The organism is Gordonia bronchialis DSM 43247 (genome assembly GCF_000024785.1).
GTDB classification, from domain to species: domain Bacteria; phylum Actinomycetota; class Actinomycetes; order Mycobacteriales; family Mycobacteriaceae; genus Gordonia; species Gordonia bronchialis.
Genome location: NC_013441.1, coordinates 2,557,748 through 2,573,459, shown reverse-complemented (window position 1 = coordinate 2,573,459; position 15,712 = coordinate 2,557,748). Strand labels below are relative to the sequence as shown.

At 67.6% G+C, this 15,712-nt stretch carries 13 protein-coding genes; 4 read left to right on the top strand and 9 right to left on the bottom strand.

Going from position 1 to position 15,712, the window contains the following annotated elements; all coding sequences use genetic code 11:
* The first annotated feature begins 105 nt into the window (after positions 1-105).
* Positions 106-957: a hypothetical protein gene (locus tag GBRO_RS11990; RefSeq protein WP_012834208.1), complete on the top strand. Its 852-nt coding sequence runs from the start codon at positions 106-108 to the stop codon at positions 955-957.
* Between the two features lie 18 nt (positions 958-975).
* Here the strand turns inward: GBRO_RS11990 and GBRO_RS11985 are convergent, their stop codons facing one another.
* The 9 genes from GBRO_RS11985 to GBRO_RS11945 all read right to left on the bottom strand — a co-directional run bounded on the left by GBRO_RS11985 (position 976) and on the right by GBRO_RS11945 (position 10,074).
* A complete protein-coding gene (locus GBRO_RS11985) occupies positions 976-1,179 on the bottom strand; it encodes a hypothetical protein (RefSeq protein WP_012834207.1) in 204 nt (67 codons plus the stop codon).
* Positions 1,180-1,307: 128 nt separating this feature from the next.
* Positions 1,308-2,432: a ferrochelatase gene (locus tag GBRO_RS11980; protein ID WP_012834206.1), complete on the bottom strand. Its 1,125-nt coding sequence runs from the start codon at positions 2,430-2,432 to the stop codon at positions 1,308-1,310.
* 37 nt (positions 2,433-2,469) lie between these two features.
* Positions 2,470-3,312, bottom strand: coding sequence for an NADH-dependent enoyl-ACP reductase InhA (gene inhA, locus GBRO_RS11975; RefSeq protein ID WP_012834205.1), 843 nt, complete (start codon positions 3,310-3,312; stop codon positions 2,470-2,472).
* 87 nt (positions 3,313-3,399) lie between these two features.
* Complete coding sequence (gene fabG1 / locus GBRO_RS11970) at positions 3,400-4,140, bottom strand: 3-oxoacyl-ACP reductase FabG1 (protein ID WP_012834204.1); 741 nt, start codon at positions 4,138-4,140, stop codon at positions 3,400-3,402.
* A 79-nt stretch (positions 4,141-4,219) separates the two neighbouring features.
* Positions 4,220-5,197 carry a VWA domain-containing protein gene (locus GBRO_RS11965; protein ID WP_012834203.1) on the bottom strand — a complete coding sequence of 326 codons (978 nt, stop codon included), beginning with the start codon at positions 5,195-5,197 and terminating at the stop codon, positions 4,220-4,222.
* Positions 5,194-6,132, bottom strand: coding sequence for a DUF58 domain-containing protein (locus tag GBRO_RS11960; protein WP_012834202.1), 939 nt, complete (start codon positions 6,130-6,132; stop codon positions 5,194-5,196). The genes GBRO_RS11965 and GBRO_RS11960 overlap by 4 nt, the downstream gene beginning before the upstream one ends.
* A complete protein-coding gene (locus GBRO_RS11955; RefSeq protein WP_012834201.1) occupies positions 6,122-7,312 on the bottom strand; it encodes an AAA family ATPase in 1,191 nt (396 codons plus the stop codon). Before GBRO_RS11955 ends, GBRO_RS11960 begins: the two co-directional genes overlap by 11 nt.
* A 238-nt stretch (positions 7,313-7,550) precedes the next feature.
* Complete coding sequence (locus tag GBRO_RS11950) at positions 7,551-9,068, bottom strand: NlpC/P60 family protein (RefSeq protein WP_012834200.1); 1,518 nt, start codon at positions 9,066-9,068, stop codon at positions 7,551-7,553.
* A 379-nt stretch (positions 9,069-9,447) separates the two neighbouring features.
* Positions 9,448-10,074, bottom strand: coding sequence for an Rv1476 family membrane protein (locus tag GBRO_RS11945; RefSeq protein WP_012834199.1), 627 nt, complete (start codon positions 10,072-10,074; stop codon positions 9,448-9,450).
* 406 nt (positions 10,075-10,480) lie between these two features.
* On the opposite strand from GBRO_RS11945, the gene GBRO_RS11940 reads away from it, so the two are divergent.
* The 3 genes from GBRO_RS11940 to GBRO_RS11930 all read left to right on the top strand — a co-directional run bounded on the left by GBRO_RS11940 (position 10,481) and on the right by GBRO_RS11930 (position 15,655).
* Positions 10,481-13,297 (top strand): aconitate hydratase, encoded by a 2,817-nt coding sequence (locus tag GBRO_RS11940; RefSeq protein WP_012834198.1) that lies wholly within the window; start codon positions 10,481-10,483, stop codon positions 13,295-13,297.
* A 49-nt stretch (positions 13,298-13,346) separates the two neighbouring features.
* Complete coding sequence (locus GBRO_RS11935; RefSeq protein ID WP_012834197.1) at positions 13,347-13,943, top strand: TetR/AcrR family transcriptional regulator; 597 nt, start codon at positions 13,347-13,349, stop codon at positions 13,941-13,943.
* A 116-nt stretch (positions 13,944-14,059) separates the two neighbouring features.
* Positions 14,060-15,655, top strand: coding sequence for a GMC oxidoreductase (locus GBRO_RS11930; RefSeq protein WP_041920456.1), 1,596 nt, complete (start codon positions 14,060-14,062; stop codon positions 15,653-15,655).
* The last annotated feature ends 57 nt before the right edge of the window (positions 15,656-15,712 follow it).

The following is a 15,712-nucleotide window of genomic DNA, read 5'->3' as shown; positions in this document are numbered from 1 at the left end:
ACCGTATTGCGCGGACGCGCGCGCGTGCGGGTGCCACGCCCGACTGGTGCACCACCAGGTGGTCCGTGTGTGGGCGGCGACGGCGGCAAGTATCGTGGAATCCCTATGACCCGCGCCGACATCCGTGAACTCCCCGCCGCCTGGCCGAGCTGCACGCTCGGTGGGTGGGGTGCTGCGTGGATCGCCGGCGCCTGTTCCCCCGATCACGTGATCGGTGCGCTCACCGCGTCGGCGGCCGAGCACGTGATCGACGATCACACCGACGAGACGGCCCACACCGGTGTTCTCGGTCTGCTCGCCCTGATCCGCGGCGCCGACGAGATGATCGTCCGGCTCCCGGGAGCCGGTGATCCGGCGGGTCTACCCCCCGCTCCCGCGACGACGGCCGCCTTCGCGGCGGGTGAGGTCCTCGTCGTCGGCGACGCGGTCGCCCGGTCGGGCGGGAGCGGACCACTCGCGCTCATCCCCTCGGTCGTCGGTTCGACCCCGCTGTCGGGAATCGACGACCTCGTCTGCCGATGGGCGGTGTATCGCTACCCGCAGCCGCTCGATGTCGGCGCGCTGGGCTCCGGCGGGCCGTCCGCGGGTGACCTGGAATACGAACTGCGCCAATCGGTCCGGGATGCGGCCGAACTGTTCGCCGGTCTCGGTGGCGGTGCCCGCGCGGCCGCGGTCGGTGACCTGCGCGCCCGTCTGGCGGCCCTGACCCTGCGCCATCAGGTGCCCCTTCCCCCGGCCGCCCACGACGACGCACGTGCCGCCCGACTGGTGGACAGTGCGGCACGGATCGAGGCGATCGTGGACCTCGCCCGCGCCCAGAGTGTGGCCATCGGTGAGACCGCAGGCCACCTCGACGCCGTCGACACCGAATTCCGCAGACTGGCCGGGCTGGCCCGCACCGCCCGCGCGGCGGCGGTCAACGCGACGATCGCCGAACTACTCCGATCGTCGCGCTGACCACGGTGTCGCCGAACGTCATTCGGCCAGTTTGGCCACCGCCTGCGCCCAGAGGAAGTACTTGTTGGTACCCAGGTCCTTGACCGTCTTGATGTTGAACGCCGCCGCGAGGTGCTCGGCGTCGGAGTCGCTGACCCCCTGCAAAGCGGCGACGGGTGCATTCGCCAGCTCGTCGATCGGTTTGTCCTCGTATGCCTTGTCGAACTTGTCGGCCAGTGCCATGTGAGACATCTCCTGATACGTCGGTGTGCTTGTGATCAGATCCAGGAGCCGGATCTCGGGGACACCGAGATCACGGCCCCCGATTGACGAGCATGCACCCGGATCGCATCGTGCGCCAGGAATCGAGGTCAGTTCGCCGTGGGTCGGTCGCTCGCCGCGGCTCGAGTACGTGCCGGCCGCGCCACGGGCACACAACAGTCCCGGCGGCACGGACTCCCGTTGTCGCCGCACCCCATCGCCTCGGTGTCGCCGCCGCCGTCGGCGTAGCGCTCGACGAGATCGACGATCATCTCGATGAACCGGTCATCGGTGCCCACCGTGTCGGCACGGGCATAGTCCATCCCGAGGCGTTCGGCCAGTTCGGCGGCCTCGTTGTCGAGGTCCCAGATGACCTCCAGATGATCGGAGATGAAGCCGATCGGATACACGACAACCTGCCGAACACCTTGGGACGCAAGATCTTCGAGGTGATCGCAGATGTCGGGCTCGAGCCACGGCACCTGCGGCGGCCCCGACCGGGACTGCCACACCTGGTCGAAGTCGTGGTATCCGAGACGCTGCGCGACCGCGGTCGCGGCGGCCAGCACCTGCCGCGAGTACAGCCCGCCGCCCGCGTCGGCCGGACCGGAGGCGCGGTCGGCGGAGGTGGGCACCGAGTGCGCGGTGAACACCAGGCGCGGCGGGGTGTCTCGGCGCGGGAGGGACGCGATGGCGCGGCGCACGGCGTCGGCACCGGCATCGAGAAACGCCGGTTCCGACCAGTACTGCGGGAGCTTGCGCAACACCAGGCCCGAATCCGGTGCGCTGCTGGCGGGTTCGAGCCGGGCGAGATCATGCCGAGCTCGGTCGACATCCTCGTGATACTGCCGGCAGCCCGAATACCCACCCCACGCCGAGGTCGGGAACACCAGGATCCGACGATGACCGGCGCGGTACATCTCGACGACCGTGTCGGAGACCAGCGGATGCCAATTGCGGTTGCCGAAGTAGACCGGAACCTCACGTCCGTGCGCCGCAAGTCGGCCGCGCAGCGCGTCGATCATGTCGAGATTGAGCCGGTTGATCGGCGAGACCCCACCGAAGTGCAGATAGTGCTCAGCCACCTCTTCGAGGCGTTCGCGTGGCACTCCGCGGCCACGGGTCACGTTCTCCAGGAAGGGCATCACATCGTCGGGACCGTCGGGTCCGCCGAAGGACAGGAACAGGACGGCGTCGAAGGCGCCGGCGGTCGCACCCCCCGGCGAGTTCGGCATGCTCCCGGCCCTCGGCGTGACGGTCATGACGCGCGGATCACGCCCCGCCGACGAAACCGTCGGCCGGGAACCACGTGTTGTGGCTCGCCCCGCCGTCGACGTACACGATCGAGCCGGTGGTGCCCGGCAGCCAGTCGGAGAGCAACGCGCACACCGACTTCGCGACGACGGTGGGGTCGTCGACGTTCCAGCCGATCGGCGATGCGCCGTCCCAGTACTCGTTGAGCATGTTCAGCTGCTTGGCGTCGTCGGTCGCCGTACCCGCAATCGCCTTGGCGGCCAGCGTCTTGATCGGTCCGGCCGCAACGAGATTCGAGCGGATGTTCTTGGCCTCACCCACCTCGCGGGCGACGTAGCGGTTCACCGACTCCAGCGCCGCCTTGGCCACGCCCATCCAGTTGTAGTACGGCAGCGCCGTCCGCGGATCGAAGTCCATGCCGACGATGGAGCCGCCCTCGTTCATCACCGGCAGTACCGCACGGGCCAGCGAGGCGTAGCTCCACGCCGAGATCTCGAATGCCTTTGCCGCATCGGGTCCCGGGCCCTCGAGGAAGGGCAGGGCGTCGGGTCCCATCAGGGTGCGCGGCGCGAAGGCGATCGAGTGCATGACACCATCGATCCCCTCTGGGGCGAGTTCGCGGATCTTGTCGGCCAGCCCGGACAGGTCGTCCTCGTTGGTGATGTCGAGTCCGATGGCCGGCGGCACCTCCTGCGGGAGCCGCTTGGCGATCCGGTCGATCAGCCGCAGACGCTCCGGGATGCCGGTGATGAGCACCTTGGCGCCTTGTTCCTGCGCCATCGCGGCGGCGTGGAAGGCGATCGAGGCGTCGGTGATGATGCCGGTGATGAGGACGGTCTTGCCGTCCAGGATTCCGCTCACTGCACTGCTCCTGAATCAGGTTGGGGGTTCATCGGGGAGGTCTCGGGGGCCCGGCGTCACCGGCGCGGCATCGGTCGGCGGACGCGATCAGTTGCCCATTCCCATGCCGCCGTCGACCGGGATGACGGCACCGGTGATGTAGCCGCCGTCGTCGGAGGCCAAAAAGCTCACTGCGGCGGCCACGTCCTCCGGTTTCCCGGTGCGGCCCAGCGGGATCGCCTGTTTGGCCATCTCGATGTAGCGGTCCTCCATAGCGGCGGTCATGTCGGTGTCGATGAAGCCGGGTGCGACCACGTTGGCGGTGATGTTGCGCGAACCGATCTCCCGTGCGATCGAGCGCGCCATACCGATCAGGCCCGCCTTCGATGCCGCGTAGTTCACCTGGCCGGGAATCCCCGACATCGCCACCACCGAGCCGAGGAAGATCATCCGTCCCCACTTGGCGCGCTGCATGCCCTTGGTCGCGCGCTTGGCACAACGGAACGCCCCGGTGAGGTTGGCGTCGATGACCTTCTCGAAGGACTCCTCCGACAGTCGCATGAGGAGCATGTTGTCGGTGATGCCGGCGTTGGCGACGAGGACCTCGACCGGACCCTGATGCGCTTCGACCTCGGCGAAGGCGCGGTCCAATGATTCCGGATCAGTGACGTCGCACTGCACACCGAACAGGCCGTCGGGTGCACCCGAGCCGCGATGGGTGACCGCGACCTTGTGGCCGTCGGCGGCCAGACGACGGGCCACCGCGAGACCGATGCCGCGGTTGCCGCCGGTGACCAAGACCGAGCGGGACGCGCGCTGATCGCTTCGAGCTTCGTTGCTTGCAGTCATAGGTGCCAACTTATCCGTTCATGTTCTGGCTGCCTGCACGGGTCCGCGCGGAACGCCGGCGAATGTCCGGTGGCAACCACTAAGGCAGTCGCCGATTGATCCCGAGGGCGGCGAAGGCCGACGCGAGCGCGAACAGGGTTCCGAGCATCAGCCACGGCCGGTAGTTGTCGCCGCGTCTCGTCTCGTACCCGATCTCGCTCTGCAGCTTCTCGTACACCTCGTTCAGTTCGTCGAGCGAGGAGGCGGTGAAGAAGTTGCCGCCGCTGAGGTTCGCGATCTGCTTCAGGGACGGGTCGTCCACCGGTACCGGGACACGGTCACCGTCGAGTTCCACGGTGCCGTAGGCGGTTCCGAAGGAGATGGTCGACACCGGTATCCCCTCTTCCTTCGCCTTGCGGGCCGCGGTGAACGCGCCACGCGGATCGGTCGGTTCATCGGGGACCGTTTGTTTGCCGTCCGAGAGCAGCACGATGTGTGCCGGTGGGGCCGCCTCCGGACCGCCGAGCACCGCGTTGAGCGTGCGGATCTGGTCCAGCGCGGCGAAGATACCCTCACCGGTGGCGGTCTTGTCGGCCAGCACCAGCTTGTCGACGGCCTTCTTGGTGGCGGTGTGATCGGGTGTCGGTGACACCAGGGTCGACGGTGTCCCGGCAAACGAGATGAGGCCCAGGTTGATGCCCTCGGTGAGGTCGTCGGCGAACTTCTTGGCCGCCGACTGGGCGGCCCGGATGCGTGAGGGTGCCACATCGGTGGCGTTCATCGACCGCGACACGTCCATCACCAGGATGACCGTGGCCTTGTTGCGGGGGACCTGCCGATCGGCCTGCGGGCCGGCCAGCGCGACGATCAGCAGGATCAGCGACACCAGCAGCAGGGCGATCGGGACGTGCCGCCAGCGGTTGCGCTGCGGCGGCGCCACTCGGTCCAGCAGTTCCAGGTTGGCGAAGGTATAGGCCCGTTTGCGCCGCAGTCGCTGGACATAGACATAGGTGGCACCCAGCACGAGCACGGCGGGCAGCAGCAGCAACCACCACGGGTTGGAGAAGACGCCGCTCATCCGACCCCTGCCGCCAGGCCACGCCGACGCTGGGCGACGAACTTGATGGTGTCGGTCATCCAGTCGCGGTCGGTGCGCAAGGTCAGCACCGGGCCACCGCAGCTGCGGATCGTGCGGTGCACCTTCTGCTGATGCGCCCGTGCCGCGGCACCGAAGTCGGCGCGCAGCTTGTCGGTCACCGTCACCTCGCGGATCTCACCGGACTCGGCGTCGGCGAGCGTCACCTCTCCGATGTCGGGCAACTCGAGGTCGCGACGATCGAGGACCTCGACGGCCAGCAGCTCATGATGCGCGCCGATCGCCCGCAGCGAGCGTTCCCAGTCGATCGGCCCGAGGAAGTCACTGATCACCACCGCGAGTCCGCGCCGGCGCTGCGGCCGCCGCAGCGCCTCGATACCGCCTTTGAGATCGCCGCGCACGCCGGGCGAGCTCCGCCGGGTGGTCGCGATCGCCTTGAGCAGTGTCTGGGCGTGGGCGCGACCGCTGCGCGCGGGAATGCGCACCACGTCGTCGCCGGTGACGATCAGCGCACCGTGCCGGTTGCCGCCCTCGGTGGTCAGATGCACGATCGCGGCGGCGGCGGCCACGGCCAGCTCCCGTTTGGTGCAGTTGGCGGTGCCGAAGTCCAGGCTGGCCGACGCGTCGACGACGAGCCACGTCTCGAGCTCGCGGTCGGCGACCATCTGACGCACATGCGGTTGCGTGGTCCGGGCAGTGACCGACCACTCCATCCGGCGGATGTCGTCGCCGGGCTGATACTCGCGTGCCTCCCCCGGTTCAGAACCCGGGCCGGGGATCAGACCGAGGTGCTCGCCCTGCAGCACGCCGTCGAGCTTGCGGCGCACGGTGAGCTCCAGCGTCCGCAGCGCAGCCGTGAGTTGGGGTTCCTCGAGCAATCCGGCACCGAGGTCGGGCAGATCCTTGTTAGCCGCCATACCGCGCAGTCGTCTGGTTGGCGGGTGCCGGGTAGCCGTTGGCCGGCGCCTGACCAGGCAGCTGACCACCGGACGGCGGCGCCGGTTGCGCCGGATTGGATTGTGCCCCACCGGCATACGCTCCCGCCGCGACCGGCTGGGCACCCACCTGCGGCAACCCGACCGTCTGCAGCACCCGGGTGATCACCTGGTCGGCGTCGATCTCGTCGGCCAGCGCGTCGTAGCTGAGCACCAGCCGGTGCCGCAACACGTCCGGCATGATCTCGACCACGTCCTGCGGGATCACGTAGTCGCGACCCCGGATCAGGGCCAGGGCTCGCGCGGCGGCGACGATACCGAGCGTGGCGCGCGGCGACGCGCCGTAGGACAGCCACGCCGCGACGTCGTTGAGGCCGAGCTCGGCGGGACGACGCGTCGCATTGATCACCCGCACGACGTAGTCGACGAGCGCGTGATGGACGAAGACATTGGCCGCGGTCTTCTGCAGACGCAGCATCGCCTCGGGGTCGAGGACCTGGGATGCCGTCGGCGGGACGTTGCCCATCCGGTAGACGATCTCGCGCTCCTCCTCGACCGAGGGATAGTCCACCAGGATCTTGAACAGGAAGCGGTCCCGCTGGGCCTCGGGCAGGGGGTAGACGCCCTCGTTCTCGATGGGGTTCTGCGTCGCCATCACCAGGAACGGATCGGGCATCGGGTAGGTGGTGCCGCCGATGGACACGTGCCGTTCGGCCATCACCTCCAGCAATGCCGACTGCACCTTGGCGGGTGCGCGGTTGATCTCGTCGGCGAGCAGGAAGTTGGCCACCACGGGACCGAGCTCGGTGTCGAACTTCTCCTTGCCCTGCCGGTAGATGCGGGTACCGATGAGGTCGGTGGGTACGAGGTCGGGGGTGAACTGCACGCGCGAGAACGATCCGCCGACGACCGTCGCGAACGTCTCCACCGCGAGCGTCTTGGCGACGCCGGGCACACCTTCGAGGAGGATGTGCCCGCGGGCCAGCAGACCCACCAGGATCCGTTCGACGAGCTGATCCTGGCCGACGATGACGCGCTTCACCTCATAGATCGCGCGCTCGAGAAGCTTCACGTCGGCGTCGGTCAGTGTTACCGCGTCGGTCCCGGCGGGCGGCTTGCCCAGATCTGCCGAGGTATCGCCGTGGGGGTGCGATGAGGTCAACCCGTGCTCCTGTCCGTCCCGGTCTGCTCCGTGCCGGTGGGACCGTCGTCCGACGGGGTACCCCCACCCGCGGGCATGATGCCCGATGTCGGTGACGCGCCTCGGCCCGCTCGCACGGCTCGGCGCGCGTCACATGTGATGTCAGCCTAGCCGCGTCAGCTGAAATACGGCCAAGAAGGGTGGGCGCGTCGTCCGGCGGCCGATCGACAACACGCCTCACCGGCCCTGCGACGTGCGCTCAGAGCAGCCGCACCACGTTGGGCATCGCGCCGTCGGTACGCAGCGGCGACACCTTGACCACGTCCCCGGACTGCGGTGCCTCGACCATCTTGTTGTCCCCGAGGTAGAGCGCGACGTGCTGGCTCGCGTTGGGCCCGTAGAAGATCATGTCGCCGCGGCGCATCTGCGACAGTGGCACCTGGGGTCCCGACGTGTACTGGTACCCCGTGTAGTGCGGCAGTTCGATACCGACTCCGGCGAAGGCGTAGATCATCAGGCCCGAGCAGTCGAAGCCGGTCTTGTTGTAGTCGCCGAAGCTGTCGGCCACACCACCGTCGCGGATGCCCTTGGTCGGGCCGTTGGCGTCGCCACCACCCCAAGCGTAGGGAACGTTGAGTTGCGACAGGGCCCGGTTCACCACGAGTTCGACGGCCTGCGGTCCGCGCAGACCCGGGCGCACCATGCCGCCGCCACCCCCGGAGGAACCGAACAGACTGCCCAGACTCCCGCTGCCCAGCCGCGAGCTCAGCGAGTCGCCACCGCTGCCGGTCATGTCCGAGCCGCCGAGTCCGAGCTCGTTGAGCAGTTCCGAATGCGGCAACTGTTGCTGGCCGACGAGACCCGCGAGCAGTTTCTGACCGACGTCGAGTGCCAACCGTGCGGCGGCCTCGGCGGCCACCCGCAACGCCTCATTGTCGCCGGCGGCCGGCGTCGCGTTCGGACCGCCGGGGGCACGATTCGGCGCACCGGGGAGCGGCGGGAACAGATTCGAGAGGAGATCGGCCGGGCTGCTATCGGCCACCCGGCGTGGTTGGACGCCGCGAATCCGGTCGAGCTGTTGCTGCATGGCGTCGCGGCGACTGACCAGGGTGCTGCGGCGCTGCCGTTCGGAACCCAGCAACGTGCGTGCCTGGTCGAAGGCGGCCAGCGCGTCGGTGCGACGCTGTGCCGCGTTGGTGGCGGCGAATGCCGCCTGGCGTTTGGTGGCCTCGGCCGCGGCCACCTGGTTGGCCTGCTGGTTACGTGCCACCTGCAGGCGGCGGATCGTGTCCTGGTGCTGCTGGCTGATCTGATCGAGCAGCGTCATGCGGTCGAGAACGGCACGCGGGTCGGGCGAGGAGACGTAGTTGGCCATCGAGCCCTGTTCGCCGCCCTGGCGATAGGCCTGTCGCACGAACTGGTCGAAGTCGTGCTGTGCGGCGACGACCCGGCGACCGGCATCGCGCAGTGCGCGCTGGGCACCCTGGGCGGCGACAGTCGCGAGGCGCTGCGCCGCGAGCGAGTTCTGGTAGTCGACGACGGACCGGTTGACGTACTCCTGGCGGACGGCGAGCGCGTTGTCGAGGTCCGCGATGTTCTGATTCGCCTCGGCGAGCTGGTTGATCAGCCCCGACACCGGCGAGGTGGTGCGAGTCGATCCGGGAGCGCCGATCGCCTCCCCCGTGCCACCGACCCCGAGCAGTCCGACGGCCACCAGTGCCCCCAGGCGCGCAAGCCACGACGCCCGGTGGCTCGCGCCCGTTGTACGTCGCGTCACTGAGAACTCCCTTACCGATCCTGTGTGGGCCGATCCGTGTGGACGACCCCGCGTCCCGTCCGGCGTCGCCGGTTTCGGGACACTCCCCCGTCACGGTGATACCAACTGCACCATGCAGCACATGAGACCCTGGCGATGACTCCCGCATCACATGTGACATCAGAACCGTACGTCACATCAGACACAACGGAAAACCGTCAGAACGAATTACATTGACGTGATTACCTGGGAAAATGCCGTGAACTGGCCAAAAGAGTCGCGCAAGAAGAAGGTCTCAACTTTGCAACAAGAGTGACGCCTGTGACGTCAGGGCTGTTGCCCTTCTGTCGACTGCGGTATTCGCGCGTGATCGGATGCGCCGGGGGCGGCGCAGCGGCCCTCAGGCGTCGTCGGAGCGCAGGTCGACGCGCTCGGTGCGAGCCGCCCCGTCGACCGCGGGGGTCTCGGTGGCCAATGCGGTCGCGACCACGTCGCGGGAGCGGCGCTGCCGCAGCGAGCGCAGCCGGCCGATGACCGCTCCCACCACCACCACGACGATCAGCACCAGCGTGATGACCGTCCAGTCCAGGGTGGGCGCGGTCATCTGATCGACCATCTGACGTGCGGCGACCGCGGGCTGCTTGAGGTCGAGGTTGTTGGTGGCCTGCTCCTGGACGAATCGGCTGAAATCCGGTCCGGTGCTGCCGACCGAGTTGGGACCCAGGACGATGACCGTGCCACCGACGTCGTGCTGCAGCGTGGTCGCGATGTCGCGGTAGATCCAATAGTTGGGCTGCTGGTCGGCGAGCACGACGAGGCTGATGTCGTGCCCCTTGGCCTTCGCGTCGGCGACCACGGCGAGCAACGCCGGGACCTGATCGGGGTTGCTGGGCGCGGCAACGTGATCGGCCGCCAGATCGGTGGCGAGCTGTTTCATGTCCACATTGGTCAGCCCGGGAATCGACGGTGAATCCGTGTCACCGGCCTGTGTGCCCGGTGAACCCGGCACCAGCGGATCGGGACTCATCGGGTCCTCCTCACCTCAACGTTTCGCGACCATTAAATTCACGCGGACACCTGCCTGCCCGGCAAACCTAGTCCTGCACCGTACGACAGAATGAACTGGGCCGGTCAATTCCGGTCGCACGCGGCCCCCACCACGGCGTGTCGAGCCGCAAACTTGTTAGCAGTACGCTCGTACTGTTAACATGGACGCAGTGCCGCGGTAGCCCACCGCGGCCGCTGGTTCCCCGCCGATGGTCCCCGTCGCCGGAGAGCGAGTGACACCGGTGCAGCCCGCCGGTGAAGGTCAATGTCGACGAACAAGCGGCGTTCGCCGACCGAAGGCTCCGCGGCAGTTCGTCCCTGGACCGACGCGGAGTGAGAGCACCGCCGGCGCAGCCCGTCGGCTTCGACAGGAGAGTGGATTAGACGTGAGTATCAATTCGTTCGGCGCGCGAGGCACGCTCGAGGTCGGCGACAACAGCTACGAGATCTATCGCCTGAGTGCCGTCGAGGGCACCGAGAAGCTCCCCTACGCGCTCAAGGTCCTCGCCGAGAACCTGTTGCGCACCGAAGACGGGGCCAACATCACCAAAGAACACATCGAGGCCATCGCGAACTGGGATCCCAACGCCGAGCCGAGCGTGGAGATCCAGTTCACCCCGGCGCGCGTGATCATGCAGGACTTCACCGGCGTGCCCTGCGTGGTGGACCTCGCGACCATGCGTGACGCCGTCAAGGAACTCGGTGGCGACCCCGACAAGGTGAATCCGCTGGCACCCGCCGAGATGGTCATCGACCATTCGGTCATCATCGAGGCCTTCGGCAATGCGCAGGCCTTCGAGCGCAACGTGGAGATCGAATACCAGCGCAACGAGGAGCGCTACAAGTTCCTGCGCTGGGGTCAGGGAGCCTTCGACGACTTCCGCGTCGTTCCCCCGGGCACCGGCATCGTCCACCAGGTCAACATCGAGCACCTCGCGCGCTCGGTCATGGTCCGGGACGGCGTCGCCTATCCGGACACCTGCATCGGTACCGACTCGCACACCACCATGGAAAACGGTCTGGGCGTGCTGGGCTGGGGCGTCGGCGGCATCGAGGCCGAGGCCGCGATGCTCGGTCAGCCCGTCTCGATGCTCATCCCCCGCGTCGTCGGCTTCAAGCTCACCGGCGCCGCCAAGCCCGGTGTGACCGCGACCGACGTGGTGCTCACCATCACCGACATGCTGCGTAAGCACGGCGTGGTCGGCAAGTTCGTCGAGTTCTACGGCAACGGCGTCGCCGAGGTGCCACTGGCCAACCGCGCCACCATCGGCAACATGAGCCCCGAGTTCGGCTCGACCTGTGCGATCTTCCCGATCGACGGCGAGACCATCAACTACCTCGAGCTCACCGGCCGGTCCAAGGAGACACTGGAACTCGTCGAGGCCTATGCCAAGGAACAGGGCATGTGGCTGGAGAAGGACGCCGAGGAGCCGCAGTACTCGGAGTACCTGGAACTCGACCTCGCCGACGTGGTTCCGTCGATCGCCGGGCCGAAGCGGCCGCAGGACCGGATCGAGTTGTGGGACGCCAAGAACGCCTTCCGCAAGGACATCCACAACTACGTCGAGGAGGGCAACACCCCCAAGCTCAACGGAGTCGACGAGGCCAACGAGGAGAGCTTCCCCGCCTCGGATGCACCGGCCACCTCGCCGGATGCCGCCAAGCTCTCGTTCTCCGACGACGAGCCCGCGCACAACGCCGCCAAGGGCTCCGAGGGCCGGCCGTCGAATCCGGTGAAGGTGGAATCGGCCGAGCGCGGCACGATGATCCTCGACCACGGCATCGTCACCATCGCCTCGATCACCAGCTGCACCAACACCTCCAACCCGTCGGTGATGCTCGGTGCCGGTCTGCTCGCCAAGAAGGCCGTCGAAAAGGGCCTGACCTCCAAGCCGTGGGTCAAGACGTCGATGGCCCCCGGTTCGCAGGTCGTCACCGGCTACTACGACAAGGCCGGACTCTGGCCCTACCTGGAGAAGCTGGGCTTCTTCCTCGTCGGCTACGGCTGCACCACCTGCATCGGCAACTCGGGCCCGCTGCCGGAGGAGATCTCCAAGGCGATCAACGACAACGACCTTACCGCCACCGCGGTGCTCTCGGGTAACCGCAACTTCGAGGGCCGGATCAACCCCGACGTGAAGATGAACTACCTCGCGTCGCCGCCGCTGGTCATCGCCTACGCGCTGGCCGGCACCATGGACTTCGATTTCGAGTCCGATCCGCTGGGCCAGGACCAGGACGGCAACGACGTCTTCCTCAAGGACATCTGGCCGACCAATGAGGAGATCTCGGAGACCATCGCGTCGTCCATCTCGGCCGAGCAGTATGCGGCCGACTACGCCGACGTGTTCAAGGGGGACGAGCGCTGGCAGAACCTGCCGACCCCGGACGGCAAGACCTTCGAGTGGGATGACGAGTCGACCTACGTGCGCAAGCCCCCGTACTTCGAGGGCATGAAGCCGCAGCCGGACCCGGTCTCCGACATCAAGGGCGCCCGCGTGCTGGCCAAGCTCGGCGACTCGGTCACCACCGACCATATCTCGCCGGCGTCGACGATCAAGCCGGGCACCCCGGCCGCCCAGTATCTCGACGCGCACGGCGTGGCCCGCAAGGACTACAACTCGCTCGGTGCCCGCCGCGGTAACCACGAGGTGATGATCCGCTCGACCTTCGGCAACATCCGTCTGCAGAACCAGTTGCTCGACGGTGTGTCCGGTGGGTACACCCGGGACTTCACCCAGGACGGGGCCCCGCAGTCGTTCATCTACGACGCGGCGCAGAACTACGCCGAGAAGGGCATCCCGCTCGTCGTGCTCGGCGGCAAGGAGTACGGCACCGGCTCGTCGCGTGACTGGGCGGCCAAGGGCACCACACTCCTCGGCGTCAAGGCGGTCATCACCGAGTCCTTCGAGCGGATTCACCGCTCGAACCTGATCGGTATGGGTGTCATCCCGCTGCAGTTCCCCGACGGTGAGTCGCACAAGTCGCTCGGGCTCGACGGCACCGAGGTCTTCGACATCAGCGGCATCGAGAAGCTGAACGAGGGCGAGACGCCGGCGACCGTGCATGTCACCGCGACCAAGGAGGACGGCTCGACCATCGAGTTCGACGCCAAGGTCCGCATCGACACGCCCGGTGAGGCCGATTACTACCGCAACGGAGGCATCCTGCAGTACGTGCTGCGCAACATGATCAACAGCTGACGCGTGCCGTCAGGAGTCATGGGGTACTCAATGATCAAGGGAGCCAACGGTGCCCAAGGTCAGCGATGATCACCTGGCCGCGCGTCGTCGAGAGATTCTCGACGGCGCGCGGCATTGCTTCGCCGAGTTCGGCTACGACGGTGCGACGGTCAAACGCATCGAGGAGTCGACCGGAATGTCACGCGGGGCGATCTTCCATCACTTCCGCGACAAGGAGGCGTTGTTCCTCGCGCTCGCACAAGAAGACGCCGAGCGGATGGCCGATGTCGCCGCCGAGCAGGGTCTGGTACAGGTCATGCGTAACGTGCTGGCCCGGCCACAGGATTTCGACTGGCTGGGCACCCGGCTGGAGATCGCCCGAAAGTTGCGTACCGACGCGGCATTTCGCGATGCGTGGACGGCGCACTCGGCCGACCTGGAGAAGGCCACCCTGGACCGGCTGCAGCGCGGCCGCGAGACCGGCCGGTTGCGCGGCGACGTACCCACCGCGGTGCTGCTCGACTATCTCGACCTCGTCCTCGACGGTCTGATCACCCGGCTGGCCTCCGGACGCCCCACCGAGGATCTGCATGCCGTCCTCGATCTCGTCGAGGAATCGGTGCGCGCCACGCCACCGTCGGGCATCGCGGCAGCCGAACGGACCTGAGGCCGCTTTTCAGCTGGTTTTCAGGTTCGCGGTCCTACCGTCGGTCCGTGAAGTCGCCTCCCATCGCGATACGTCGGGCACAGGTCGATGTCGACGAGACGAGCCGGGGCCCGGTCGTGCCCCGGCGAGCTGTCCTTCGGGGTGCGGTCGGCCTCGGGGCACTCGCCGCGGTGTCGACGGCCACCGGCCGAGCCACGGACCCCGCGCAGGCCGGGAACACGCCGACGGCCATCGTCATCGGTAGCGGGTTCGGCGGTGCGGTGGCAGCACTCCGTCTGGGACAGGCCGGTTTTCGCACGACGGTTTTCGAACGCGGCCGCCGATGGCCGATCCGTCGCGACCAGAACACGTTTGCCACCTTTGACCGGCCCGACCGCCGGGCCGCGTGGTTTCGGGACAGCGCAGGGATCTCCAGCGCCCTGCAGGTGCCCGTGGAGCGCTATCCCGGTGTGCTGGACACGATCTCCGGAAACGGCGTCGAAACGGTGTACGGGGCGGGCGTCGGCGGCGGCTCGCTGGTGTTCGGCGCGTTCTCGGCACAACCCGACCGACCCGACTTCGAACTCGTATTCCCAGGCGGCACAGGCTATTCCGAACTCGACCGGATCTACTACCCGCGTGCACGGCGCATGCTGGGCGCGAGCAACGTGCCAGCGGATGTTTTGGCCCACCCCAACTACGTGGGCGCACGGTCGTGGCTGAGGGTCATCGCGCGGTACGGCGTCACACCGCGATTCATCGATTACGCCGTCGACTGGGACATCGTCCGCGAGGAGTTGGCCGGCCGGGCCCGCCCCGGCGTGAGCATCGGCGATCTCTCCTACGGTGTGAACAGCGGGGCCAAGAACTCCGTGGACCACAATTACCTGCCGGCCGCCGAGGCCACCGGCAACGTCACCATCAAACCCATGCACGAGGTCTTCGAGATTCGAACACGTTCTCGCCGAGCGGGTTTCGTCGTCCGGGCCCGGCAGATCGATGACCGGCACCGCACCGTTCGGGTGGTCAGCGCCGAGGCCGATCACCTGTTCATGGCCGCTGGCTCCTTCCACACGACATCGCTGCTCGTGCAGGCCAGGGCACGCGGACTGTTGCCGAATCTGTCAGCCAGGATCGGTGACGGTTTCGGCACCAACGGTGACTTCCTCATCGTGCGTACCGCCCTGCGCGATCCCTACGGCCCCCTGCAGGGAGGTCCGGGATATGCGCGGATCCGGGAGGACCGTCTTCCCGGCGGTCCGGTGGCGATCGTCTACCAGGCCAGTCCCTTCCCGTCGCCACTCGGCGGCGTGGCCACCACCCATCTCATTCAGGTACACACCGACGAGCGCGGCACCATCGATTTCGACCACGCCACCGGTGGCACCCGGCTCACCTATCCACATCGCGCCGGCAGTAGCACACTCGACCGGCGCGCGATCGCCTTCGCCCGGCACTTCCACGAGCGAACCGAGACACGACATGGATACCCGCTCAACGGGATTCCGCTGTTCGACCGCGCCTATGGGTTCGGTTCGGCGAGCACCTTCCACGGTCTCGGCGGAGTGGTCGTGGGTAGGGCGGCGACGCCGGACGGCGCGATCATCGGCTACGACAATCTCCACGTCGTCGACGGCTCATTCTGCCCGGGCGCGGTCGGCCTGGTGAACCCGTCGCTCACCATCACCGCGCTCGCCGAACGCATCATGGATCGCTTCCTGACACGTCACTGAGGCGCTCATCACCCCGTACCCAGGCTTACCCGATACCCAGGTTTGCCTAACCTTATT